Source organism: Pseudoalteromonas sp. S327 (genome assembly GCF_005886415.1).
Lineage (GTDB): Bacteria > Pseudomonadota > Gammaproteobacteria > Enterobacterales > Alteromonadaceae > Pseudoalteromonas > Pseudoalteromonas atlantica.
Genome location: NZ_PNDP01000155.1, coordinates 1 through 311, shown reverse-complemented (window position 1 = coordinate 311; position 311 = coordinate 1). Strand labels below are relative to the sequence as shown.

The 311-nt window shown below is 33.8% G+C and carries 1 pseudogene; it reads left to right on the top strand.

The window, feature by feature from the left end:
- Positions 1-275 (top strand): annotated as a pseudogene (locus CWB60_RS20535) (sensor histidine kinase); the annotation flags it as partial.
- Between the last annotated feature and the right edge of the window lie 36 nt (positions 276-311).

The following is a 311-nucleotide window of genomic DNA, read 5'->3' as shown; positions in this document are numbered from 1 at the left end:
GGGATATTAACGTGTTCGTTATATTATTATATGCCTATGCGGTCTGGTTAATGACTGACACACTTCGTTATATTTATCGAAAAACCTGGAATGCATGGCCGTGGATAATAATGGTGGTTGTATTTGGTGCCTCTTACATTACAGGTACGTTGAGGGCAATTGTACAAAATTTTAATTTATGGGAAATAAACCGCCATGGTATTCGCCCAGAAGATTGTTTTTAGTATTTACAGAATGGCATATACACTATTTACATAATTTTATGTTGTATTGGATAATACTTTGCCATAAAGTATTACCAGATATTACAA